The sequence below is a fragment of the Nocardia sp. FBN12 genome, from assembly GCF_054031145.1.
Window position 1 is genome coordinate 1,317,319 of sequence record NZ_CM132926.1, and the last position, 22,893, is coordinate 1,340,211.

Consider the following 22,893-nt stretch of genomic DNA (forward strand, 5'->3'; position numbering starts at 1 on the left):
CGGCTAGCCGACGGGGTCGGCCCGCACGCCCTCGTGCGCGGTCAGCAACACGTGGTCGAGTCGGGTGCGCAAGCGCACTTCGTCACCGGCGACGGTCGGCAACGCGGCTACGACCCGCTCCGCGATCGCGCGCAATTTGACGTTGGTCTCCTGTGACCGCCACCGCAGCACCCGGAACGCCTGATCGGCGCTGACACCATAGGCGAGCATCAACGCGCCCTTGGCCTGCTCGATCGTTACCCGCGCCTCCAGCAGTCCGGGCAGGGTGCTGTCGAGCGCCTCGCGCCGGTACTCGGCGGCGGTGTCGGACAGATCGATGTAGTAGCCCTCGGTGCCGATCACCGTCCCGTCCGCGTCGGTGAGCGGTTCCGACACCACCAGCACGTCGCGCACTCGTCCACGGGTGTCGATGATGCGGTGATGGCTGGAGAACGCGCCGCTGTCCTCGACCGAGGTGATCATCGCCGCGACCCGGTCGCGATCCTCAGGATGCTTGTGCGACAACAACATTTCGGTGGTCGGTACCGTGCCGGGCGGGTATCCGTGCATCCGCGCGACCTCGTCGGACCATTCCCATCGCCGGGTGGCGGACTGGAACCGGAAACGGCCGACCGTCAACGGGTCACCCACTCCGATCACGCGCTCGACCAGAGCGCGCTCTGTCATGGATACGTCGTCCCGTTCGGTCATGAACTGATTATTCACCCCCGTGCGAATCCTGTTTGTCCCTCGCGAGCCCGGGTAGGCCGTTGATGGGTCCCCAGGACGGCCCACGGCCGCTGATCCGGCCGACGAACGTCTGAAAGGAAGACCATGAGCATCGCTGACAAGGCGAAGAACAAGGCCGAAGAACTGGCGGGCAAGGCCAAGGAAGCCACCGGTCGCGCCACCGACGACCGTGACCTCGAGAACGAGGGTCGCGGCGAGCAGGCCAAGTCGAACCTGAAGGACGCAGGCGAGAAGGTCAAGGACGCGTTCCGCGACTGACCTGCCACACTTCGCCCGGGTCATCGGTCCGTCACGGGCCGATGACCCGCGCGCTCCGTTTCAGGAGGTGCTGGAGGTGGGAGAAGTGTCCGCGGATGTTCCGACGGTCGGCGTCGAAGAGGAATTTCTGCTGACCGATCCCGAGTCCGGCGCGCCCGCGCCGAAGAACACGCTGGTCGCCGACACGGCGAAAGAGGCGGGGCTCGATCTGCAGCTGGAATTGACGAGTTGCCAGGTCGAGACGAGCAGCGCGGTACATTCCGAGATCGGCGCCTTGCTGGCGGAATTGCGGACCTCGCGGCGCCGGGTGGCCGAATGCGCGGCCGAGCACCACACCCGCTTGCTCGCGGTGGCGGTTCCGCCGACCGTGCCGCAGGGATATCCGGTCACCGATACCCCGCGCTATCAGCGCATCGCGCATACCTTCGGCATGATCGCCCACGAGCAGGGGCTGTGCGGGTGCCACGTGCACGTGGCGGTGCCCGACCGCGAAACCGCGATCCTCGTCAGCAATCATGTGCGTCCGCGGCTGCCGCTCTTGCTGGCCTTGACCGCGAATTCGGCGATCTATCGCGGCAGCGAAACCGGTTACGCGAGTTGGCGCAGCATTCTGTGGCGTCGGTGGCCCAGTGCGGGCCCACCGCCGTATTTCGCCTCGCTGCGCGACTACGAATCGATCGTGGCGATGATGCGGTCCAGCGGCAGCATTCTCGACAAAAAGATGGTGTATTGGGATATTCGCCCGTCGGAAACTTTTCCGACCGTGGAGATCCGGGTCAGCGATGTTCCGGCGACCGCGACCGAATCCGCCCTGCTGGCCGCGCTCATCCGGGGAATCGTCAGCACCGCACTCGACGCGATCGCACAGGACATCCCCGCCCCCGCGGTGTCCGGCGAAGTCCTGCGCGCCGCCTATTGGAACGCCGCGCGCGCCGGTCTGGACGGCGATGGCCTCGACCTCGTCGCGGGTCGCGTCGTCCCCCATCAGGACCTGCTCGCCGAGCTCGTCGACGACATCGCACCGGCACTGCACCGCTGCGGTGACCACTCGTTCGTCAACGATGCCGTCAAAGCCGTCGGCGAGCGCGGAAACGGCGCGCGCAGGCAGGTGGCGGCGATGCACCGGCGACGCGAGATAGCCGATGTGATCAACGAACTCGCCGACGCCACTCTCGACGGATGCCGCTGACCACGGCACCTGTGCGCATCAGATCCATCACAATCGGTGACAGCGCCGATTCGGCGTGCTGAAATGGGATCACCAGCCGATCTCGAGCCACCTGGATCGGCCTGGGCAGTGCGTATTCCTGCCGGTCTCGAGGGATCGAGTACTCGTGAACACCCATTCCAGCCACGGTGACGAAACGGCTAGGGTCGACCAGCCCGCCCCGGCGCTCCACGCCGAGGTCACCCTCCATCACACGGCGACTGTCCTGCATGTGCGCGGCGAAATCGACGCCGCCAACCTGCCGCGGTGGCGCACCGTTCTCGACGATGCCATCGCGGCGGAGGGGGAGTCGGGCAATCTGGTGATCGACATCAGAGCCGTCACCTTCATGTCCTGCCGGGCGATCCTCGACATGGCCACCCGCGCCCAGCAGGGCACCGTTCGTATGCGGGTCGTGAATCCCGAACAGTCGGTCACCAACCGCATCATCACCGCCGCCGGCCTCACCGAATGGCTGCCCGTCTACGCCAGCCGCACCGAAGCGATGGCCGCCGGTCCCACGCTCAACCGTTCGCGGCATCGGTCAGTATCGGCAGCAACACCTTGGCGCTGACCATGTGGTCCTGCCCGGCGAGCATCCGAAGGGTCGAATGCGGCACGGCGGCGGCCAGCGCCCGCGCCACCTGATGTAGCTCGGACGGACTCTTGTCGCCGACCACCACCCGCACCGGTACCTCGATGCCCGCGAACCGTTCCACCGGCGGGAGGGTTCCGGTGATTGCGATGTCGTACATCAGTGTCGGCGCAAGGGCTTTCATGGTTTTCCAGCCGGGAAAAAGCGGAAGCAGCGCGATGAAAGCTCGTGGCATGCCGATTCCCCGCAGAAAGGTCTTCAATGCCCGGGCGTTCTCGTCCTTCGCGAGGAGGCCGCGTACTTCCTCCGCCAACCGCGCGTAGGAGACCTGCTCGGCTTCGTCGTGCACATACGACGCGTCGTAGATGACGACCCTGTCGATCTTCTCCGGCATCCGGGCCGCCGCTTCGAGCGCCAGCGCGGCACCCGACGAGTGTCCGTAGAGAATCGCCCGCCCACCCGCGGCGTCGACGATCGCCTCGATGTCGTCGACCTCCCGCTCGATCGCATAGGGCAGCGTGTTCCCACTGTCCCCACGCCCGCGCCGGTCATAGTTGTAGACGGTGAATTCCGTGGCGAACACCTTGACGTCGGCGACGATCGGCCGGAATCGCCGGAAACACGTCGCACCGGTGATATAGACCAGCGCCTGCCCACTTCCGGAAACGTCATAGGCGAGCTCCGTACCGTCTTTCGACGTAGCCGTACTCATATTCCCGCTCTCCTTCGCTACCCACATCAGTCCTACCGATAGGACGTCGGTGGCCCCGAAAACTCATCGGTCGCGGATCGGTGCGGTGTCGGCCTGTCTGTTCGAATCACCGAGAGTTCGAACCGCCATCGAGCACGACAGGCGGGCGGTGGGATTGGTAGCGTGGCGGACGTGCGCGTGCGCACAGCGGTTGCGTAGGTGCTGGTAGCGGGCCCGGCCGGGTCGGCTGCGCTAGTCGGTGTGGAGTCCGGATCCCGCGACGAGAGGCCGTTCGATGCGTGCGCAGATCAGTGTGACTGTTGACGGGCAGGCCCGGGTGGTCGACGTCGACACCCGGACGACCCTGTTGGACGTCCTGCGGGAGCGGTTGGGCATCACCAGCCCCAAGAAGGGGTGCGATCGCGGGCAGTGCGGGTCGTGCACGGTCCTGCTGGACGGACGGCGGGCGACACTGTGCCTCGCGTTGGCCGTCGCCCACGACGGGGCGACGATCGTCACCGCCGACGGCCTCGCCGACGGCGACGATCTGCATCCGGTCCAGCAGGCCTTCCTCGAACACGACGGCTTCCAGTGCGGGTACTGCACGCCCGGTCAGATCTGTTCGGCGGTCGGCATGCTCGACGAGGTGAAGGCCGGTGCGCCGAGCCATGTCACCGCGGACCTGATGGCCGAAGTCGAACTGAGCGTCGAGGAGATCCGCGAACGCATGAGCGGCAATCTGTGTCGCTGCGGGGCATATCCCAATATCGTCGCGGCGATTCAGGAGGTCGCTCGATGAGAGAGTTCGCCTACGAACGCGCCACCGACGCGGGGGCGGCGGTTGCCGCCGTGCTCGCCGAGCCCGGCGCTGTATTCCTCGGTGCCGGAACCAATCTCGTCGATCACCTCAAACTCGGGATCATCGCGCCCGGCAAGCTGGTGGATGTCAGCGACCTGCCGTTGGACCAGGTGACCCAGCTTCCCGGCGGTGGCGTGCGCATCGGCGCGGCCGTGCGCAATGCCGATCTCGCCGCGCATCCGGCGATCCGGGCGCGCTATCCGATGCTGTCGGCCGCGCTGTTGGCCGGCGCGTCCGCCCAACTCCGCAACCTCGCCACCACCGGCGGAAACCTGTTGCAGCGCACCAGATGTCCCTACTTCCAGGATTCGACCGTGCCGTGCAACAAGCGCGCGGCGGGGAGCGGCTGCTCAGCGATCGGCGGGTTCGACCGCGACCAGGCCATCCTCGGCGCGTCCGATCAGTGCATCGCCACCCACCCTTCCGACATGGCGGTGGCCATGGTGGCCTTGGGCGCGGTAGTGCGGGTTCTCGGCGCGGTCGGTGAGCGCGAGATCCCGCTGCTCGACCTGTATCGGCTACCCGGCGACGACCCCGAACGCGACACCGTCCTCGATCACGGCGACCTGATCGTCGCCGTCGACCTGCCCGCCCTCGACTGGGCCACCACCTCTACCTATCGCAAGGTCCGCGATCGCGCGTCCTTCGCGTTCGCGCTGGTCTCGGTGGCGGCCGCCGTCGACATCGCCGACGGCGTCGTGCGGGATGCGCGGATCGCCTTCGGCGGTGTCGCGCCGAAACCGTGGCGAGCGCAGTCCGCCGAGATCGCCCTGCGCGGGCGAGCCGCTACCGAGGCGAACTTCGCCGCCGCGGCGGATGCCGAACTCGCCGCGGCACGCCCACAGCGCCAGAACGGTTTCAAGATCCCGCTGGCACGCAATGTCCTGGTCGCGACCCTGCGCGAGCTGAGCGAGGCCCGATGAAGGCACCGGCGATCGGCAGCTCACCCACCCGCGTCGACGGACCGGCCAAGCTCCGCGGTGCCGCGCCCTACGCGATGGAGCATCCGCAGCGGGATCCCCTGTACGCCTTCGCGATTCAGTCGACGATCAGCCGAGGCCGGATCCGCGAGATCGACACCGCGGTGGCCGAGCGGATCGACGGCGTCGTCGCGGTGCTCACCCACCACAACGCGCCCCGCCTCGCCGTCGACGACGACAACGAACTGTTCATCCTGCAGAACGACGAGATCGCCTTCCGCGGGCAGGTGATCGGCGCCGTCGTCGCGACGAGCCTCGAGGTGGCCTGCGAAGCCGTCGACCGGGTGCGGGTGACCTATGACGAACGGCCCGCCGACGCCGAGTTCAGCGCAGACCATCCCGACCTCTACACCCCGGACGAGGTGAGCGGCGGGTTCCCGGCCGGTACCTCGATCGGTGATGTGGAGGCGGCCATGGCCATCGCCCCGGTCACGATCGACCACACCTACACGACCGCGATGGTCCACAACAATCCGATGGAACCGCACGCCACCATCGCGCACTGGACCGACGACTCCCTGGTGCTGTTCGACTCCACCCAGGGCCCCCACGTGGTGCGGGCGAAGATCGCGCCGCTGTTCGGTCTCGACCCCGAGCAGGTGCGGGTGATCGCCCCGTTCGTCGGCGGTGGCTTCGGGTCCAAGGGTGAACCGCATGCCAATATCGTGCTCGCGGCGATGGCGGCGACACTGTCCGGCGGGCGACCGGTGAAGCTGCCGCTGACCAGGCAGCAATTGTTCGCCCTCGCGGGTTACCGCACACCGACCAGCCAGCGGGTGCGGCTCGGCGCGCACCCCGACGGCACCCTGACCGCGATCGCCCACGACGCGATCGCGCAGGCCTCCACGGTGAAGGAATTCGCCGAACCGACCGCGATCGTCACCCGCATGATGTACTCGGCCGCCCACCGATCGACCTCCCACCGGTTCGTCGCGTTGGATGTCGGGGTTTCGTCGTGGATGCGGGCGCCAGGACACTGCCCGGGGATGTTCGCGGCGGAGACGGCGATGGACGAACTCGCCGTGACCCTCGGCATGGATCCGATCGCTCTGCGTGTTCACAACGAACCCGAAGTCGACCCGGAATCGGGACACCCGTTCTCCACGCGCGGGCTGGTCGAGTGCCTGCGTTCCGGGGCGCAGCGCTTCGGGTGGGCCGAGCGCGACCCGGCACCGAGATCGCGGCGCGAAGGCCGATGGCTGATCGGATCGGGGGTCGCGGCGGCCACCTACCCGGCCGACACCTCGGCGGGCAACAGTGCCCGCGTGCGCCGCACCGGCGACCGCTACGAGGTCGCCATCGACGCCGTGGATATCGGCACCGGTACCTGGACCACCCTCGGTCAGATCGCCGCCGACGCACTCGAGGTCGACCACGATCGCATCGACCTGCGGATCGGCGATTCCGACCTACCCAAGGGGACGGTCGCGGGCGGTTCGGCCGGGATGGCGTCCTGGGGCTCGGCCGTGGTGGCGGCCGCAGGCGCGTTCCGTGACCGATTCGGGCCGGATCCCGCCGACGGCGCCGAGATCACGGTGCAAGCGCCCGAATTCCCCGGCCGCGAGAACTTCTCGACCCATGCCTTCGGTGCGCATTTCGTCGAGGTCCGGGTGAACGTCGACACCGCCGAGATCCGGGTTCCCCGCGTGGTCAGTGTTTTCGGCGCGGGCCGGATCATCAATCCACGCACGGCCCGTTCCCAATTCATCGGCGCCGTCACCATGGGGCTGTCGATGGCGCTGTTCGAACAGAGCGAATTCGATCCACGCCTCGGGATGGTGGTCAACCACGACCTCGCCGGGTACCACCTCGCGGTCAACGCCGATATCGGCGAGATCGACGTCAGCTGGATCGACGAACACGACCCGCGGCTGAACCCGATGGGCAGCAAGGGAATCGGCGAGATCGGCATCGTCGGCTCGGCAGCCGCCGTTGGCAACGCGATCTACCATGCCACCGGCGTCCGCGTTCGCCATGTGCCCATCCACGGCGAAGACCTACTGGGCGAGCTGTGACGGCTTCGCGTCAGGTGGCACGTTCATGAACGCGGAAAGCACGTGATCACTGAGGTATAAGCGCAATTCGGTGCGCCACTCGACGGGGATGTCCGCCGGCACCAGATCGAGTGCGTCCTCGACCTCGTCCCATATCCGGGGAAAGGGAATACCGTTGCGCGAGCAGGATTCGACGGCGACCTTCAACTGTTGTGTCAGGCAATCCATCTGTGCGGCCGATGTCACAGTGAATCCCGTATCGAGAAGCAACTCGAGATCGTCCATTGTTTTCCCCTTACCAGTTTCGCGCCCCTGCGGTTGCGCTCAACGTAGGTGAGGCGATCGCGGTGGGGGAAATCGTGCGGATGTTACTGGGCGTTCGGATACGTTCGGGCCGCCGTCTTGTGATTCGCACCGATTGACCGGGGTAAGTTCGACGCATGACCTCCACGGCCCTCTACTGCGGCACTCGCTGGGACGAGCAGGGTCGATGGAGCTACGAGTTGCTCGGCGACGACGGGACCACCGAGCTGATGCCCGGTGTCGGCACGCGGCTGGCGTTCCGGATTGCCGATTCCGGGCGATTCTGCCTGGGCTACCACGGGTTCGGAAACGGCCGTCGCGGGCGGCTGGCCTGCCCGCGCCGCGCCCGGGTCGACGCCGGTCGCCAGTGCGAGCAGTGCCGGATCACCGAGGGATGGTCGGTGGTGCACAGCCATCGCGGTCCGCTCACGGCATTGCCCGAACAGGTTCGCGACTATCTGTCGCAGCCGCATCATCTCTACATCGCCTACTTCGGTGACGGGATGACCAAGGTCGGTACGGCGTCGGCGGCGCGGCGCCACCGCCGTCTGTTCGAGCAGGGTGCGCTGGTCGCTCGCTTCATCACCGATTCCCCTGACGGGCTGCATGTTCGAGATCTCGAACGGACCGTGACCGAGCGGGCCGGGATCGGGCAGTCGGTCGCCGGGGTCACGAAGACCCGCGCCCTGACGAAACCGCTGCGCCCATGGGCGGTCCTGGAATCAGCTGTCGCCGACGCGGCCGAGCACGCCGCCAGCGCCCTGCCCGCCGACATCACCCGCACCGACACTGCCTGGTCGGGTGGGCGGGATTTCTACGCCACCGTCCTCGCGCACGGACGATTCCCGGTGGCGACCGAAATCGCCGGGGAGCCAGGCGAATACGTCATCGACGCGGTGACGGCGCACGGCCATACGATCGCGTGCCGCGATGCCGGCGGCGCGAGTGAACTCGTGCTGGTCAACGACACCCGCCTCGTCGGGCGCCGCATCGAGCTCGACCCTGCGATCACGGCCGTCGCGCAGCCCGCGCAAACCAGTCTCTTCTGATCAGCCCTCACGCCATCGCGGCGAGTTGTTCGCGCATCGTGTCCAGGCCCATGCCGCCCAATCGTAAAGCGCGCGTGTGGAAGTCCTTCACGTCGAACGAGGCTCCCGCGCGCGCACGCGCCTCGTCGCGCGCTGTCAGCCACAGGCGTTCGCCGATCTTGTACGCGGGTGCTTGTCCGGGCCAGCCCAGATAGCGGTCGATCTCGTCACGCGCGGTGGCCGCGTCGGCGAGGGTCCGTGTCAGCAGGAATTCCAGGCCGAGATCGGGTGTCCACCGCTCGCCCTCGTGGAAGTCGGTGCCCGCCGGAATCTCCCATTCGAGGTGCATCCCGATGTCCACGACCACGCGGGCGGCGCGGAACAGTTGCTGGGAGAGCATGCCGAACAGGTCGCCGTCGTCGTCGAGGTAGCCGAGTTCCTGCATGAGGCGTTCGGCGTAGAGTGCCCACCCCTCGCCGTGTCCGGACGTGAACGACATCAATCGCTGGTAGATGTTCAGTGAATCCGCCTCGCGCACCGCCGTCGCGATCTGGAGGTGATGGCCGGGCACCCCCTCGTGATAGACCGTGCTGACCTCACGCCAGGTAGCGAAATCCTCTTTGCCGGGCTCCACCGACCAGGTCATGCGCCCGGGACGGCTGAAGTCCGCGGTCGGGCCGATGTAGTACGCGCCGACCACCCCGCCCGGCGGTGCGATGGTGCACTCCAGCTCCATGAGTTCGTCGGGGATCTCGAAGTGCCTGTCGCGCAGTGATTCCAGGGCTTCGTCGGACACCTTCTGCAGCCAGGCCCGGAGTTCGGCCTGCCCGCGCACCCGGTACTTCGGGTGGGCGTCGAGCGCTGCTGCCGTCTCGGTGAGGCAGGCGCCCGGTGCGATACGGGCGGCAACGGCCAACATCTCGGCCTCCAGCCTGGCGAACTCCGCCCAGCCCCACTCATAGGCTTCGCGCAGGTCGAGGTCGGCGCCGGTGAAATAGCGCGACCAGAGGCGGTAGGTGTGCTCGCCGACCGCGTCCTTGGCAGGCGATTTCGGCATGAGGTCGGCGCGCAGGAACTCGGCGAGGGCACCATAGGCCTGCTCGGCTGCGTGCGCGGCCTGCCGCAATCGCGCCAGTGGCGCACCGTCGACACCGTCCGCGGCGGCGACGAAACTGGTGAAGAACCCGGTCTTGGCGCCCGAACCCGCCCAGGCGTCCGCCTGCTCGGCAACCTTGACGACCTGCCGTAGCGCACTCACCTGCCCGCGCTCCGCCGCGACCAGCAGCGAGGCACGGACACCGGCCAGCGCCTCCGGTACCCCCACGAGACGCTCGGCGATCACCGCCCAGTCCGCGGCGGTCTCGGCGGCCATCACGTCGAACACCATCCGGATGTTCTGCACCGGGCTTTCGATCACATTGAGCGAGGCGAGGGGGAGCCCGGCGTCGTGGATCTGTACTTCCAGCCCGACGCGTTCGGTGAATACGGCTTTCGCCGAGCGCTCGCCGTGGTCGACCGGGTGCGCGTCCTGCATGGCGCGCAGCGCGTTTCGCGCGATCTCCGCCCGCGCCGCATGGCCCGCAGGCGAATAGTCGGTGAGACGGTTGTCGTGTCCGGCGATGCCGAACATGGTCGCCGTGACCGGATCCGCGGCCGCGTACTCCTCGACGAACCGATCAGCTATCTCGTTCACACGCTGAGCCATGGTGACACGCTAACGGTGATCGGCCGTCGATGGGCGACCAACTCCGCGGGGGTGACGGCCGCCGGTGCTAGGCGTTCTCGTCCACCCGCGCCCGCTGGTTCTCGTGCTCCTCCATGACCGTCATGCGCCGGGTCGGGTTCGGGCGTCGGCGCCGGTGCGCGAGAACACCGCGACCAGGAAGTCGGAGTCCTCGGTGAAGGGCCGCAGGTCCCAGGTCGAGAGCAGCAGGTCGACCGTGAGACCGGCCGATTCGGCGTCAGCCAGGAATTCGGCGAACTCGTAGCCGCGGTTCGCCCCGAATCCGATGACAGCGCGTCCGCGCGGAGCCAGCTGCCGGGCGAAACCCCGCAGCACCGCCGATCGGGTGGACGGAGCGAGAAATGTCACCACGTTGCCCGCGCACACGACGACGTCGAAGTCGGCAACCGGCAGATCCAGCTCCGCGAGGTCGCCGACCACCCACGTCGGACCCGGGTAGTCCACCCGCGCCGCCTCGATGAGCACCGGATCCACATCGACGCCCACCACCGTGTGTCCCGCCTCGTGCAGATAACCACCGGTCCGCCCCGCCCCGCATCCCGCGTCGAGAACCCGGCTACCGCGCTCGACCATCGCATCGATCAGCCGGGCCTCACCCACGATGTCGGTCCCCTGCGCGGCCAGATCCCGAAATCGCTCCACGTACCGGCTCGAATGCGTCGGATCAGCGGCGACAATGTCTTCCCACCCGCTGCGTGTGCGTTCGTTCGACGCGTTCATGATCGCTGCCTCCTCGGATTCGTCCGTGCCAGACGACCCTAGAGGCTCCGCTCGGACAGGGCACGCAGGCCGGGGGCGGTGGCGTGGCGGACGAAATCGCAGTCGGCCAGGCGGTCGGTGTTGCCGAGTTCGATTGTCAGCCGGACGGATTCGGCCAACCGGTAGGGTCGGCTGGCTACGACGGCACCGAGTACGCGGCGCAACCGTGACACTTCCGCGCGGACCGCGACCGCATGGTCGGGGTCGCCGAACAGCGCGTTGCTGAGCTGGTGCACGGTCATACCGTTGCGCAGGTGCAGCAGCAGGAGGATCTCCGCGTGCCGGGCGGAAAGCGGACTACCCCAACCGGTTTCGGCGCCGTAGACCCGTACTGCCGGCGGACCCGACAGGTCGAGCTCCAGCCGCACGACGCGAGCGCCGGTATCGGGCCGGATCAACCAGCCGCCGGCGAGCTGCTCGGCGACACACTGGCCGAGGCCGGGAACGGTGATCGCGCGATCCGCCCGGGGAACGGCGACCCGACTGGCGGTGATGCCCATGGCGTGGGCGACCCAGCCGTGCTCGTCCACCAGCACCGCCGGACCCGTCAGCGCGGCGAGGGCGGGACCAGCGGCCGAGCGTAGACGGGCCAGTCGGCCTTCGTGCTGACGCCACAGTTGCGACTCCGCGAGCCGGACACCGGTGGCGACCAGTGCGGTGACGGCAGGATGCAGGGTCAGCGCGGGCCCGCTGAGATCGACGATGCCGAGAAGTTCGCCGGTGCGTGGGTCGTGGATCGGGGCCGCGGTGCAGTACCACGGATGCTGGAACTGTTCGAAATGCTCACCCGAGAACAGTTGTACCGGGCTGGCCTCGGTGAGCGCGGTCCCGATGGCATTGGTCCCGACCGCGTCCTCGGTCCACCACGCCCCTTCCCGGAAACCGAGCGAATCCGCGCGATGGCGGACCTTCGCCGAGCCGTACCGCCACAGCACCACGCCCTCGGCATCGGTGACGACGAGCATCAGCTGCGACGAGGTGTCGGCCAGGCTCGACACCGCCTGGGTCAGCTCGTCGATCACCGAGCTCAGCGCGGACTCGCGCCGGCGGCGTTCGATCTCGTCGGGACTCAGCGTCGCGCGGGCGCCGATCCGATCGGGCGTCAGACCCGCCGCCATGGCCCGCGACCACGACCGGGCGACGAGCGGGCGCGGCCGCAACGGCGACTGCCCACCGCCGATCACCGCATCGTGCATCCGGATCAGCTCGCGCGCATAGCCGGACAGGTCGGTGCCGGGTGCGACCGCGTTGAAATCGCCCACGATCGAAGCCCTCCATCCCGTTGCAACGTGCTGCAACGATTGTGCCACCGCCACCCGATGTCGTGTGCTCTAGGTCACAGATAGTTCGAGGAGGATTCGATGACCCAGACACTCGACCCCGCGGTGAGCGGGTCGGACGCGACCGGGCCCCAGCAGCGGGTGGACGCCTGGCTGACAGCATTCGAGGCAGCGCTGGCCGCGCGTGATGCCGAGGCCGCGGCGAGCATGTTCGCCCTCGACAGTTTCTGGCGCGACCTGGTCGCGTTCACCTGGAACATCAAAACCGTCGAGGGGCCCGCGGGCGTCGCCGAGTTGCTCCGCGCGCAGCTCGCCGACACAGATCCGTCCGGATTCCACACCACCGAACCGCCGACCGAGGCCGACGGGGTGATCAGCGCCTGGATCGGATTCGACACCGGCGCCGGTCGTGGCGTCGGCCATCTGCGGCTCACCGACGAGGGCGCGTGGACCATGCTGACCGCCCTGCAGGAGCTGAAAGGCCACGAAGAAGGTAAGGGCGTCCGGCGACCGAAGGGTGTGCGGCACGGCGCCGACCCCGATCGAGTCACCTGGACCGAACAGCGTGAGCGCGAAGCGGCCGAACTCGGCTACACCCGGCAGCCGTTCGTGCTCGTGGTCGGTGGCGGACAGGGCGGCATCGCGCTCGGTGCGCGGCTGCGGCAACTCGGCGTGCCCGCGCTCGTCGTCGACAAGCACGAGCGGCCCGGTGACCAGTGGCGCAACCGGTACAAATCGCTGTGCCTGCACGACCCGGTCTGGTACGACCACCTGCCGTATCTGCCCTTTCCCGACAACTGGCCGGTGTTCGCGCCCAAGGACAAGGTCGGCGACTGGCTCGAGATGTACACGAAGGTGATGGAGGTGCCGTACTGGTCCAAGACCACCTGCACCTCGGCGCGCTACGACGAGTCCGCGGGGGAGTGGATCGTCGAGGTCGAGCGGGACGGCGAGCCCGTGGTGCTGCGGCCGCGGCATCTGGTGCTGGCGACGGGGATGTCGGGCAAACCGAATGTCCCGAATTTCCCTGGCATGGAGCGCTTTCGAGGCGATCAGCACCATTCCAGTCAGCACTCGGGACCGGACCGGTACGCCGGCAAACGAGCGGTGGTGATCGGCGCGAACAACTCCGCACACGATATCTGCGCCGCCCTCTGGGAGGCGGGCGCCGATGTCACCATGGTGCAGCGTTCCTCGACACACATCGTCAAGTCGGACTCGCTGATGGAACTCGGGCTCGGCGACCTCTACTCCGAACGTGCCCTTGCTGCCGGAATGACCACGCAGAAAGCCGATCTCACGTTCGCCTCGCTGCCCTACCGGATCATGCACGAATTCCAGATCCCGATCTACCAGGCAATCCGTGAACGAGACGCCGACTTCTACGCGCGACTCGAGCGCGCCGGATTCCAGCTCGACTGGGGCGACGACCATTCCGGGCTGTTCATGAAATACCTGCGCCGTGGCTCGGGCTACTACATCGATGTCGGGGCCGCCGAACTCGTCGCCGACGGTGCCATCGGGTTGGCGCACGGGCAGGTGCGCGAGCTGACCGAGGACAGCGTGATCCTCGTTGACGGCACAGAATTGCCCGCCGACCTGGTCGTGTATGCCACCGGCTACGGTTCGATGAACGGCTGGGCGGCCGACCTCATCGGTCAGGACGTCGCCGATGCGGTGGGCAAGTGCTGGGGGTTCGGTTCCGGGACGACGAAGGATCCGGGGCCGTGGGAAGGCGAGCTGCGCAATATGTGGAAGCCGACCAAACAGCCGGGTCTGTGGTTCCACGGCGGCAATCTGCATCAGTCGCGCCACTATTCGCTGTATCTCGCGCTCCAGCTCAAAGCCCGCTTCGAAGGGATTCCGACCCCGGTCTTCGGACAGCAGGAAGTTCATCACCTGAGCTGACAGGCGCGTGGTGGCCGAGCTCGCGGGGCCGGCCACCACACAGGACCGTCAGGCCAGGCGCTTCGTCGAGCGACGAAATGCCCAGACGACCACCAGTAGCGCCAGCGCCAGCAGTGGGGTGCCCATGACGATCTTCGCGGTGGCCAGCCAGCCTGCCGCTCCGGTGTCGTAGAGCCAGTCCTGGACGACGTAGCGGCTGGCGAACATGGTGGCGAGGGCGAGCGTGGCGATGTCGTGCGCGCGCAGCGACGGGCGGTCTTGTCGCCAGGCGAACTTGTTGCCGTGCACGGCGTTCCACAGCAATCCGGTCAGCGGCCGACGGGTCAGCAGCGAGAGCAGCGCCACGACGGCACCGGCCAGACTGGCCCAGATGCCGATCAGGAAGAATCCGCCGGCCGACCCGGTCCACGCTGCGACCGCACCGGCTACGACGACACCGGCGAGCCCGCCGCTCGCCTGGACGCCGGGCTCACCACGTGCGATCCGAAGTCCCATGATCACCAGGGCGACGGTGACCGCTGAGCCGATGGCGATCGGCAGCGCCACCAGCGCGTTCGCCGTGACGAACACGATGATCGGGATGGCCGTGTAGATCATGCCGGTCGGACCGCCGAGCTGATCGATCAGCTGCTGTGCCGGATCGGCCGACGGGGCCGTCTGTTCGATATCGCCGAGTGTGCGCTGGGATTCGGGCTGAGGCATGGTGTTCTCCAAGATGTCGCGCGAACAGGATGTTGTGCGAGTAGCGATGACAACGTTCGTCGCTCTGACTGCCGAAAAACAGTGCGTGACAACATCGTTTGGCGTGACAGCGGCACGGGTGCGGCATGACATCTGTCATGGCGGGCCCACTGAGGTGACGCTCGACCGCGCGGAGAACAGTGACGCGGGTAGCGGTGATGGCCCGAGTAGCAGGGGCATCACCTGAGCTGACGCCGAGCGCGGTGGCCGACCTTGCTCGGGTCGGCCACCGGCGGGTGCCGTTACGGCGTCGAGTAGCCGATGAGGGCGCCGATGCCCGCACCGATCGGGATGGTGACCAGGGCGCCGACTCCGCCGAGGAAGAAGCCGAGCACCGCGCCGATGCCCGCGCCGATCAGGGCGCCGATGCCCGCGTTGTGCTGCTTGCGGGCCTGGGTGTCAGCGGCCTGGTCGATGAACGCGGCCATGTTGGCGTTGACGACGGCCGGTGCGGCGGTGGGACTCAGTGTCACCGACCGGCCGTCGGCGGAGACGGCGGCGGCCAGGTCGAAATCGCCTGCGCCGGTGAGGATGCGGGTCGGCAGGGTGGTGACCACCCGGCTCGCCGCATCGGTCAAGGTGACTGCTCCGCCGGTGATACCGAACCTGCCATCGAGAGCCGACACTGTGAGCCCGGAGCCATCGGCCAGCGGGCTCGCGGTGAACGTCACGCCGTTGTCGACGCCCTGCACGGCCGGAACCGCGGCTGATGGTGCGGCCTGCGCGGTGGTGGTGGCCGCGAAACCGACTGTTCCTGCTGCGAGAACGGCGATCACGCCGAATCGTGAGAATTGCATCCTGCCCCTCCAGTCTGCCCGCCTGGTCCGGCGGAACATCCTCTGCCGGACCGGATCTCGGTCCGAGGACATTTTCGCATCGCCGACGATCACGGGGAACCCACCAGTGGTAATACCGTAAAAACATCACCACTTCGCGGTGAATATTGAATTACCTGTGCCACACCATAGATTTCGATACGGTCGCCGAAGGTGCTCCGCTCACGCGAAAATCGCCATGTGCGCCGGTCGGATTTCGTTGGCAGGATCGGGTCATGACAATTCTGGTTACCGGGGCGACGGCGAACATCGGGCGGATGGTCGTCGACCAGCTGCTCGCGCGCGGCGCGACCGATGTTCGTGCGCTGACTATCAATCCGGGCAAGGCCGCGCTGCCCGACGGGGTTCAGGTGGCCAAGGGGCATCTGGGACGGCCCGAAAGCCTGGCCGCGGCGTTCGAGGGTGTTGATCGAATGTATCTGGCACCGTCGCCGGGCACTGTCGGCGAGGTGCTGGCGGCGGCGCGGGCGGCCGGGGTGCGCCACGTCGTCGATCTGTCCGGTGAGCCCGAAAGCTGGTGGGGCAGTGTGTGTAACGCGGTCGAAGGCAGTGGGCTCGACTGGACTCATCTGTGGCCCGCGGACTTCATGGAGAACACGCTCACGTGGTCGCAGCAGATCCGCGAATCCGGTGTCATCCGGGAACCGAACCCCGACACCGCGAGTGCGCCCATCGCCATGAACGACATCGCGGCCGTCGCCGCGACCGCACTGCTGACCGACGGCCACGTGGGCCGCGCGCACGCACTCGCGGGCCCGGAGATCCTCACCCGCGCAGACCTGGTCGCCCACCTCGCCGACGCCCTCGACCGCGACATCACCTTCCGGACCTCGACGCGTGCGGAGACCATCACCGCCCTGGAACCCGCCATGGGCGACAACACCACCTGGTACGTCGACAATGTCCTGCTCGACTTCGCCCCACCCCCGCAATCGCTGCCGACCACCAGCGTCGAAGACATCACCGGCCACCCCGCCACCACCTTCGGACACTGGGCGCGCGCCAACGCCGCCCGCTTTCTCGCCGACTGACCGACGAGGCCACTTTTCCTTGCTCCGGGAAAGGAGATGTTGCGAGGTACAAGGAATCAGTAGGCGCTGAGGGAGTTCGACCAAATCATTGTGTGGCCGGTTCTCCGCGGCCATCCGAAATGCCACTATGTGGGCGTTTCGGGTGGCTTCGAAGGGGTTCGGCGGTAGGTCTGTGGGAAAGATATCGGCGTCAATAGGTCGGCTCGTCGCGGCGATCGCCTTGATTGTCGCGGCGATTATCGCGCTGCACGGGCGTTTACCTGGGACCGTTGTTCCCGATGAAACCGGCGGGACTTCGCCGATGGCTGTCGCATTGATGCCGGTGTTGTTGCTGGTGTCGGTGGTGATCTTGCTGGCGGGGGTCATCGTCAGTCAGCACCGGCTGCCGTTGGCGATGCCCGCCCTCGAGCATGATCGCCGGATTCGCTTGTCGTTCAAGCGGTTCGCGGTGCTGGCTCCGGTGGCCCTGAGTGCAGTCGCGCTGACCTTCGCGGTCGGCATCACCATGCTGTTCGTGTTGCCCGGTGCGCGACGTCAGCCGGCTCGGGTCGACGAGGGGCGGCCGCCGGTGCCGGACGCGGTCGACGTGCGGGTGGTCGATTCGGCGGTCGACTCGTCGCGTCTGAGTGGGATGGCGCTGCTGGGAGCGGTGGGGCTGGCGATCGTGCTGATCGGCATCGCGGTGACCGGCCTCGTCGGCGCCACCGTGGCCGGTCGGCGGGCACCCCGGGTCGACGGGGTGGAACTGACCGAGGAGGAAGTCTCGAATGCGGTCGACTCGTTGACCAGGGCCGCCGAGATGGGCCTGGCGGCGATGAACGCGCCGGGTCAGGATCCGCGCACCGCGGTGATCGCCTGCTATGTGGCGATGGAAGCCGGGCTGGCCGCGGATCGTGCTGCGGCACCGTTGATTTCGGATACCCCCAAGGAAGTACTGGAGCGGGCATTCGACAGTGGCGTGCTGCACGACGACGGCGCCCACGAACTGGTCGCACTGTTCGAGGAGGCCAGGTTCAGCCCGCACGCGATGTTGGGCTGGCAGCGCATCCGCGCCGAACAACTTCTGCGACTGGTCCTCGCCGACCTCCAGGCCCGCGACGAGGTGCCCGTGTAACCCGTTCCGCGACCGGACTATTTGCGGCGCCGCATCTCGCCGTACAGCCACGTGCCGATCATCCGCGCGGTCATGGCGATGGCCTCGGCGCGGTCGCCGTCGGCCACGTCGTCGGCCGAGGCGCGCAAGACCGCGGCGAAACCGGTGTTGACCAGCACCCAGGACATCATCTCGTGATCACGGTCGCTTCCTGGCCCGATGAACTGGATCACAATGAGCTTCACCAGCATTCGCAATCGCGGTTCGAATTCGGGCAAACCGCTGCTGTAGAACTGCACGCTGCCGACCAGCGCGCGAACCAGATCCGACTTGTCGACCAGCACCTCGGCGAAGACCTCGAGAATCTCGGCGGCGATCGTGATGTACTCGTCGCTGCTCTTGGGCGTATTCACGACGGGCAAACTGAATACGCGCTGGGAGAACTCCTGCTCGGCGACGGCGATGAGCCGATCGAGGAGTTCGTCGACGAGAACGGACCGCTCCGGGAAATACCGGTAGAGCGTGCCGATGCTGATCCGCGCCTCCGCCGCGATGGCATTGGTGGAAGTATTGGAAATTCCCCGCTCACCGAACAATCTGGCGGCGGTGTCGAGGATGTGTTCCCGGGTCGCCTTCGCCCGCTCCTGCTTCGGTCGGATCCGCCGGTCGACGGGTTTCGCTGGCATCAGTGTTCCTTTCGGCTGCAATGATTCTCATGGAAATATTCCGAATGCTGGTCGATATTGCGAGGAATAATATTTCCTGTGTGCGGCCATGGGGTCCACAACAGTCGATTGGTGAGGTGCACACACCTGGCCGGAAGCGATTTCCGTGCCGGTTATTCCGGCATACGTTCGGGGCGGCTTACGAGCCGATTCCTTTTTCGCATTCGGAAAGGCAGACCTTGCATGACCACTACTCGTGGCCGCACACGCTCGGTGCGTGCGGCAATACTGATGGGCGTCAGCGTCGTTGCTGTCGCCCTGTCCGGGGCGGGGGCGGCGGCTGACCCGGCCTCCGGCCCCACCGAACAGCAGCTGGCCGAGATCATCTACGAGGGCCGCGACGTGGCCTGGGGAACCGACGGCGGGCTCGGTGGCACGGGTTCGGCCTGTACCTCCGGTAGCGGTGCGGGCTCGGGTAACGGCTCCGGCGACTGCCTCGGTGGCTCCGGTTCCAGCTCGGGCTCCTCGGGCGGCTATTCCTCCGACCCGGGTGCTATCGGCCCCGCGTCGACGGCGTTCCTGCCCGCGTTCGGCTACGGCCTGCTCAACCCCGACGCGGGTGCCCCCGGCACCAACGACTGGAACTGCAAGCCGACCGCCGAGCACCCTCGTCCGGTCGTGCTGCTGCACGGCACCTGGATGAACGCCTACAACGGCTACGCCTACATGGGTCAGCCGATCAAGGACGCCGGATACTGCACGTTCGCGTTCAACTACGGCCGCTCGAACATGATGGAAGGTGGCGGGCTCGGTTCGTTCCTGCCCGGTGTCATGGGCACCGGCTACATCCAGGATTCGGCCAAGCAGACCGCGGCGTTCGTCGACCGGGTCCTCGCGGCCACCGGCTCGAACGAAGTCGACATCATCGCGCACTCGCAAGGTGGGTCGATGGCGAACTGGTACACCAAGTTCGAGGGCGGCGCGGCCAAGGTGAAGAACCTGATCACCTTCGGTGCCACCCACCACGGCACCAGTCTCGACGGCATCGGTGCGCTGGGCCGCATGGTCAACAACCTGGGCATCGATGTGCTCGGTCCGATCGAGATCTTCGTCGGCCACGCCGGTATCCAGCAGACCGTCGGCTCGGATTTCGTCAAGACGCTCAACGCCGACGGTGACACCGTTCCCGGTGTCGATTACACCGTTGTCGGCACGCGCTACGACGAAGTGACGAACCCGTACGAGCTGACGTTCCTCGACCAGGGCCCCGGCTCGACAGTCGACAACGTGGTGCTGCAGGACGGTTGCGAGCAGGATATCTCCGATCACCTGACGATGATGTACTCCCCGCGTGCCCTGTCGATCGCACTGCGGGCGCTCGACCCGGTCCAGAATCCGAACCTGACCTGCACCTTCAACCCGTGGCTGATCGGGGGTGGCGGTTCCCTGTAGGCGAGGACACGAATCGGGTACATCGCGGCACGGCTTGGCCGCGATGTACCCGATTTTCGGGTTTCTAGGGGACGAGCAGCGCGGCGGCCCGCGCCCAGTAGGTGTGCATGTCCTGCTCCCAGTAACCCCAGGAATGCGTGCCGGCCGGGCGGAAGTCGAAGGTCGCCGGGATGTTCAGCGCCGCGAGGCGGTCGCGCAGCAACGCGGTGCACACCACGGTGATGCCGTCGAGAACGCCACCGATGATCATCTGGTCGAGCAGTTTCATCGGGCTGTTCGCGATGCCGGGGCCGGTCAAGGTGTCCAGCGGGCCGGGCAGGCCGTTGCCGGTGCTCACGTAAACCTGGACCCCGCGCAGCTTTTCGGCATTGAGGGCCGCGTCGTTGGCGATCCAGGCCGGATCGGTGGGCGGTCCCCACATGTTCAGCGGGTTGCCGCGCCGCGCGGTGACGATCGAGGCCACCATCGCCTGGCCTGCCGGGTTGCTGGTCTGGATGCAGCCGCTGAACGAGCCGACCATCCGAAAGCGTTGTGGCGCTTGCTGTGCCATGCGGAATACCGCCGAGCTGGCCATCGACAGTCCGGCGACCGCGTCGCGGCCGGTGCCGCGGAAGGCGGAGTCGATGATCGGCGGCAGTTCGGTGGTGAGGAAGGTCAGCCAGCGGTTGCGTCCGGTGCCGGGATCGTCGAGCTGCCAATCGGTGTAGAAGGTGCCCGCACCGCCGATCGGCATGACGATGTTCGCCTGCTTCTCGGCGAAGAACTCGACGGCGTCGGTCTTGGTGAACCAGTTGCTGCCCTCCCGCCAGTTCGGGGTGTCGGTGCCACCGTCGACTCCGTTGATCAGATACAGCGAGCCCGCGGGCGCCGTGGGATCGGCGGCGGGGATGACCGCGACGGTGACCGGGCGGTTCATCGCCGCGGAGTGCACGGTCAAGTCGATGACCTTGCCCGGTCCGTTCGCCGCGGCCGCCACCGCGTAGGACCCGTTCGGCGCGGGCAGGGCCGCCGCCATGGCGCGCGCGGCGACCAGGTCCGGGGCCGCGTGCGCCGTCGCGACGACGGGCAGACCCGCGGCGGCGACCGCCACCGTGAGCGCCAGCCGCCGCACCATCGAATTGACCACTGCCTTGTCTCCGTTCACTCGCGCATCGCTACTTCCCATGTCGGCTGGTCCCGTCGACGAGCCGCAATTGCTTGGCATCGGGCCACAGGGCCGACCACGGTTCGGTGGGCCCGCTGCACAGCCACACGGCGACACCACGATTCACACCGGGAAAGCCGAGTGGTTCGTCGATGTGGGTCAGCAGGGTCGTCTGTGTGAAGCGGGTGCGCAGCGCGCCGCCGGGATCGTCGACGCCGACGTAGAGCACCGTGGTCGCCTCGTCGGGTGGTGTGCCGAAGTAGCCGTAACCACGGTTCGGGCTGAACACCTCGGGCAGTCCTGCGGCAGCCCCGAAATCGTCGAGTGCCGCTGCCTGCCAATAGTTCTGGGTCACGATCACCAGACCGTCGCGCTGCCGCGGCGGTATCCGGTGGTAGGTCTCGGCGACGGTGGTGACCAGGTCGTCCCAACCGCTCGGGCCGAAAAGGACACTGCGCGAATGGATCTGCGAATAGTCGTCGGTGGACTGTCGCAGGGCGGACGCGGGCAGCGGCAGGACGACGACGAGCGCGACGCAGATCGCGGTCGTGAGTCCGCCGACGCAACCGCCGATGATCGCACCGCGCCGACCGAACCCACGGGCGGCCAGATACACCGCACCCGCCGCGAACAGGCCGGGGAACGCGCCGGCGACGAAGTACGGGCGCAATCCGAAGACAACGACCGCGCCGAGACCGAGCGCGATCATCGGGATCAGGAAGTAGTACGGGCGAAATCGCTCGGCGCGCAAGCCCGCCCACATGCCGACGAGCAACAGCAGCCCGCCCGCCCCGGTGACCTGGATCAGCGTCCACGGCACCGCGAACAGCCCGGCGGTGGCGAGTTGCTCGTCGCGCACGATGGCGCCCATCGCCAGCTGCGGCCAGCCATTGCTGTGCTGCCACCACAGAATCGGGACAGCCGATCCGGCGAGCAGTCCCGAGCCGAGCCACCAGGCGGGCCGACGCAGCATCTCCCGCGGCCCGAACACGGCCACACCGAGTGCGAGCACCGCCCAGATGATCGGGATCAGCCATTTGACCTGGAAGTCGACCGCGGCGACGAACCCCGCCGCGACCAACAGGTAGTCGTCGCGGGTGCGCACCCAGCGGATCAGCAACCACGCGAGCACCGCCGTCAAGGTGATGTCGAGGGCGAAGGTGCTCAGCATCGCCGATTGCATGACCGCCATCGGCGTGGTCGCGTAGGCGAGTGCGGCGATGGTCTGGGGGAGCCTGCCACCGCCGAACTCCCTGGCCATCACCGCGCTGAGCACGATGGCTAGCACTGTGAACACCAACGCGGGCAACCGCAGCGCGACCGTGGATCCCGGCGCGAGGAAGTCCGACAGTGCCGCCAGCAGCGGCACCAGCGGGCCCTGATCGGCGTAGCTCACCGACGGATGTCGTCCTGCGGCAAGGAAATACAGTTCGTCACCACCGATGCGGTAGCGATCGATCCTGGCCAGAAACAGTGTCGCGGCCACGGCGGCGACGATCGACACCTCGCGCCACGCGAAGGCGGGAAGCGCGGCGGTGGGGGCGGCGGGCACGTCGACGGTGCCGGTCCGGACGTTCATGGTGGTACTCCGCAGGT

At 67.5% G+C, this 22,893-nt stretch carries 22 protein-coding genes; 11 read left to right on the forward strand and 11 right to left on the reverse strand.

Annotated elements, in window-relative coordinates; translation table 11 throughout:
- Nucleotides 1-3 precede the first annotated feature (3 nt).
- Nucleotides 4-690: a PAS and ANTAR domain-containing protein gene (locus ACWZHB_RS06555; RefSeq protein ID WP_427907022.1), complete on the reverse strand. Its 687-nt coding sequence runs from the start codon at nucleotides 688-690 to the stop codon at nucleotides 4-6.
- A gap of 123 nt (nucleotides 691-813) precedes the next feature.
- On the opposite strand from ACWZHB_RS06555, the gene ACWZHB_RS06560 reads away from it, so the two are divergent.
- The 3 genes from ACWZHB_RS06560 to ACWZHB_RS06570 all read left to right on the forward strand — a co-directional run bounded on the left by ACWZHB_RS06560 (nucleotide 814) and on the right by ACWZHB_RS06570 (nucleotide 2,768).
- The gene (locus ACWZHB_RS06560; RefSeq protein WP_379328614.1) at nucleotides 814-987 is read left to right on the forward strand and encodes a CsbD family protein; all 174 of its coding nucleotides are present in this window, start codon (nucleotides 814-816) and stop codon (nucleotides 985-987) included.
- An 85-nt stretch (nucleotides 988-1,072) separates the two neighbouring features.
- Nucleotides 1,073-2,176, forward strand: coding sequence for a glutamate--cysteine ligase (locus ACWZHB_RS06565; RefSeq protein WP_427907023.1), 1,104 nt, complete (start codon nucleotides 1,073-1,075; stop codon nucleotides 2,174-2,176).
- 145 nt (nucleotides 2,177-2,321) lie between these two features.
- Nucleotides 2,322-2,768, forward strand: a complete 447-nt coding sequence (locus ACWZHB_RS06570) for an anti-sigma factor antagonist (RefSeq protein ID WP_427907024.1) — start codon at nucleotides 2,322-2,324, stop codon at nucleotides 2,766-2,768.
- Here the strand turns inward: ACWZHB_RS06570 and ACWZHB_RS06575 are convergent.
- Entirely contained in the window at nucleotides 2,719-3,501 is a 783-nt protein-coding gene (locus ACWZHB_RS06575) for an alpha/beta fold hydrolase (protein ID WP_427907025.1), read from the reverse strand. The two genes, ACWZHB_RS06570 and ACWZHB_RS06575, sit on opposite strands and share 50 nt — an antisense overlap.
- A 274-nt stretch (nucleotides 3,502-3,775) precedes the next feature.
- Between ACWZHB_RS06575 and ACWZHB_RS06580 the strand changes: the two genes are divergently transcribed.
- From ACWZHB_RS06580 to ACWZHB_RS06590, 3 genes are read left to right on the forward strand one after another with little or no spacing between them, the layout of a single operon-like run.
- On the forward strand, nucleotides 3,776-4,279 hold the full coding sequence (locus ACWZHB_RS06580) for a 2Fe-2S iron-sulfur cluster-binding protein (RefSeq protein ID WP_427907026.1): 504 nt from the start codon (nucleotides 3,776-3,778) through the stop codon (nucleotides 4,277-4,279).
- Nucleotides 4,276-5,262, forward strand: a complete 987-nt coding sequence (locus ACWZHB_RS06585) for an FAD binding domain-containing protein (RefSeq protein WP_427907027.1) — start codon at nucleotides 4,276-4,278, stop codon at nucleotides 5,260-5,262. The genes ACWZHB_RS06580 and ACWZHB_RS06585 overlap by 4 nt, the downstream gene beginning before the upstream one ends.
- On the forward strand, nucleotides 5,259-7,334 hold the full coding sequence (locus ACWZHB_RS06590) for a xanthine dehydrogenase family protein molybdopterin-binding subunit (protein ID WP_427907028.1): 2,076 nt from the start codon (nucleotides 5,259-5,261) through the stop codon (nucleotides 7,332-7,334). Before ACWZHB_RS06585 ends, ACWZHB_RS06590 begins: the two co-directional genes overlap by 4 nt.
- On the opposite strand, the gene ACWZHB_RS06595 is transcribed toward ACWZHB_RS06590, so the two are convergent.
- On the reverse strand, nucleotides 7,317-7,598 hold the full coding sequence (locus tag ACWZHB_RS06595) for a hypothetical protein (protein ID WP_427907029.1): 282 nt from the start codon (nucleotides 7,596-7,598) through the stop codon (nucleotides 7,317-7,319). The two genes, ACWZHB_RS06590 and ACWZHB_RS06595, sit on opposite strands and share 18 nt — an antisense overlap.
- Before the next feature lie 155 nt (nucleotides 7,599-7,753).
- Here ACWZHB_RS06595 and ACWZHB_RS06600 point away from each other — a divergent pair, with 155 nt between their 5' ends.
- Entirely contained in the window at nucleotides 7,754-8,665 is a 912-nt protein-coding gene (locus ACWZHB_RS06600; protein ID WP_427907030.1) for a hypothetical protein, read from the forward strand.
- 7 nt (nucleotides 8,666-8,672) lie between these two features.
- Here ACWZHB_RS06600 and ACWZHB_RS06605 read toward each other — a convergent pair whose 3' ends face one another.
- The 3 genes from ACWZHB_RS06605 to ACWZHB_RS06615 form a co-directional block, all read right to left on the reverse strand.
- Nucleotides 8,673-10,349, reverse strand: coding sequence for a DUF885 domain-containing protein (locus ACWZHB_RS06605; RefSeq protein WP_427907031.1), 1,677 nt, complete (start codon nucleotides 10,347-10,349; stop codon nucleotides 8,673-8,675).
- Between the two features lie 120 nt (nucleotides 10,350-10,469).
- On the reverse strand, nucleotides 10,470-11,108 hold the full coding sequence (locus ACWZHB_RS06610) for a class I SAM-dependent methyltransferase (protein WP_427907032.1): 639 nt from the start codon (nucleotides 11,106-11,108) through the stop codon (nucleotides 10,470-10,472).
- Between the two features lie 38 nt (nucleotides 11,109-11,146).
- Nucleotides 11,147-12,409, reverse strand: coding sequence for a sigma-54-dependent transcriptional regulator family protein (locus ACWZHB_RS06615; protein ID WP_427907033.1), 1,263 nt, complete (start codon nucleotides 12,407-12,409; stop codon nucleotides 11,147-11,149).
- 99 nt (nucleotides 12,410-12,508) lie between these two features.
- On the opposite strand from ACWZHB_RS06615, the gene ACWZHB_RS06620 reads away from it, so the two are divergent.
- Nucleotides 12,509-14,335: a flavin-containing monooxygenase gene (locus ACWZHB_RS06620; protein WP_427907034.1), complete on the forward strand. Its 1,827-nt coding sequence runs from the start codon at nucleotides 12,509-12,511 to the stop codon at nucleotides 14,333-14,335.
- Between the two features lie 48 nt (nucleotides 14,336-14,383).
- On the opposite strand, the gene ACWZHB_RS06625 is transcribed toward ACWZHB_RS06620, so the two are convergent.
- Both ACWZHB_RS06625 and ACWZHB_RS06630 read right to left on the reverse strand, forming a co-directional pair.
- Nucleotides 14,384-15,037 carry a DUF3159 domain-containing protein gene (locus ACWZHB_RS06625; RefSeq protein WP_427907035.1) on the reverse strand — a complete coding sequence of 218 codons (654 nt, stop codon included), beginning with the start codon at nucleotides 15,035-15,037 and terminating at the stop codon, nucleotides 14,384-14,386.
- A gap of 281 nt (nucleotides 15,038-15,318) precedes the next feature.
- Nucleotides 15,319-15,873: a hypothetical protein gene (locus ACWZHB_RS06630; RefSeq protein ID WP_427907036.1), complete on the reverse strand. Its 555-nt coding sequence runs from the start codon at nucleotides 15,871-15,873 to the stop codon at nucleotides 15,319-15,321.
- Between the two features lie 254 nt (nucleotides 15,874-16,127).
- Between ACWZHB_RS06630 and ACWZHB_RS06635 the strand changes: the two genes are divergently transcribed.
- Together ACWZHB_RS06635 and ACWZHB_RS06640 are read left to right on the forward strand one after the other, a co-directional pair.
- A complete protein-coding gene (locus tag ACWZHB_RS06635; protein WP_427907037.1) occupies nucleotides 16,128-16,943 on the forward strand; it encodes an NAD(P)H-binding protein in 816 nt (271 codons plus the stop codon).
- Nucleotides 16,944-17,244: 301 nt separating this feature from the next.
- Nucleotides 17,245-18,057, forward strand: coding sequence for a DUF4129 domain-containing protein (locus ACWZHB_RS06640; RefSeq protein WP_427907038.1), 813 nt, complete (start codon nucleotides 17,245-17,247; stop codon nucleotides 18,055-18,057).
- Between the two features lie 17 nt (nucleotides 18,058-18,074).
- On the opposite strand, the gene ACWZHB_RS06645 is transcribed toward ACWZHB_RS06640, so the two are convergent.
- A complete protein-coding gene (locus ACWZHB_RS06645) occupies nucleotides 18,075-18,722 on the reverse strand; it encodes a TetR/AcrR family transcriptional regulator (protein WP_427907039.1) in 648 nt (215 codons plus the stop codon).
- 222 nt (nucleotides 18,723-18,944) lie between these two features.
- Here ACWZHB_RS06645 and ACWZHB_RS06650 point away from each other — a divergent pair, with 222 nt between their 5' ends.
- On the forward strand, nucleotides 18,945-20,153 hold the full coding sequence (locus ACWZHB_RS06650) for an esterase/lipase family protein (protein ID WP_427907040.1): 1,209 nt from the start codon (nucleotides 18,945-18,947) through the stop codon (nucleotides 20,151-20,153).
- A 64-nt stretch (nucleotides 20,154-20,217) separates the two neighbouring features.
- Here ACWZHB_RS06650 and ACWZHB_RS06655 read toward each other — a convergent pair whose 3' ends face one another.
- Together ACWZHB_RS06655 and ACWZHB_RS06660 are read right to left on the reverse strand one after the other, a co-directional pair.
- Nucleotides 20,218-21,297: an alpha/beta hydrolase gene (locus tag ACWZHB_RS06655; protein WP_427907041.1), complete on the reverse strand. Its 1,080-nt coding sequence runs from the start codon at nucleotides 21,295-21,297 to the stop codon at nucleotides 20,218-20,220.
- Between the two features lie 10 nt (nucleotides 21,298-21,307).
- The gene (locus ACWZHB_RS06660) at nucleotides 21,308-22,876 is read right to left on the reverse strand and encodes an ArnT family glycosyltransferase (protein WP_427907042.1); all 1,569 of its coding nucleotides are present in this window, start codon (nucleotides 22,874-22,876) and stop codon (nucleotides 21,308-21,310) included.
- Nucleotides 22,877-22,893: the final 17 nt, after the last annotated feature.